We start from the raw sequence: 383 nt of genomic DNA on the forward strand, positions 1-383 counted from the left end.
CTGACGAGTAGCGTCATAATTGTCGATTGCTTTGGTGGGCTTTGGCGACGTTCAGAGCGCGCGAACGGCTTCCAGCACGGCCTCGGCATGGCCCTTGACGCGGACCTTGCGCCAAATCCTGGCGATCCGTCCGTCGCGTCCGATCAGGAACGTCGCGCGCTCGACACCCATGTATTTGCGGCCATACATCGATTTCTCGACCCACAGATGGTAGGCCTCGATCACCTTGCGCTCCTCGTCGGCGGCAAGATCGATGGTGAGATCGTATTTCGACTTGAACTTGTCGTGTTTCTTGGCGCTGTCGGGCGACAGGCCAATGACGACGGCGCCGGCCTTCTCGAATTCCGGCTTCAGTTGTGAGAAGCTGATCGCCTCTTGCGTGC

At 59.3% G+C, this 383-nt stretch carries 1 protein-coding gene; it reads right to left on the reverse strand.

Translation table 11 applies throughout. The features are described 5' to 3' along the window. Positions 1 to 51 precede the first annotated feature (51 nt). The coding region (locus EN853_RS33225) for a peroxiredoxin (protein WP_135861352.1) at positions 52 to 383 on the reverse strand (332 nt) is incomplete at its 5' end.

This window comes from Mesorhizobium sp. M1C.F.Ca.ET.210.01.1.1 (genome assembly GCF_004791585.1).
Lineage (GTDB): Bacteria > Pseudomonadota > Alphaproteobacteria > Rhizobiales > Rhizobiaceae > Mesorhizobium.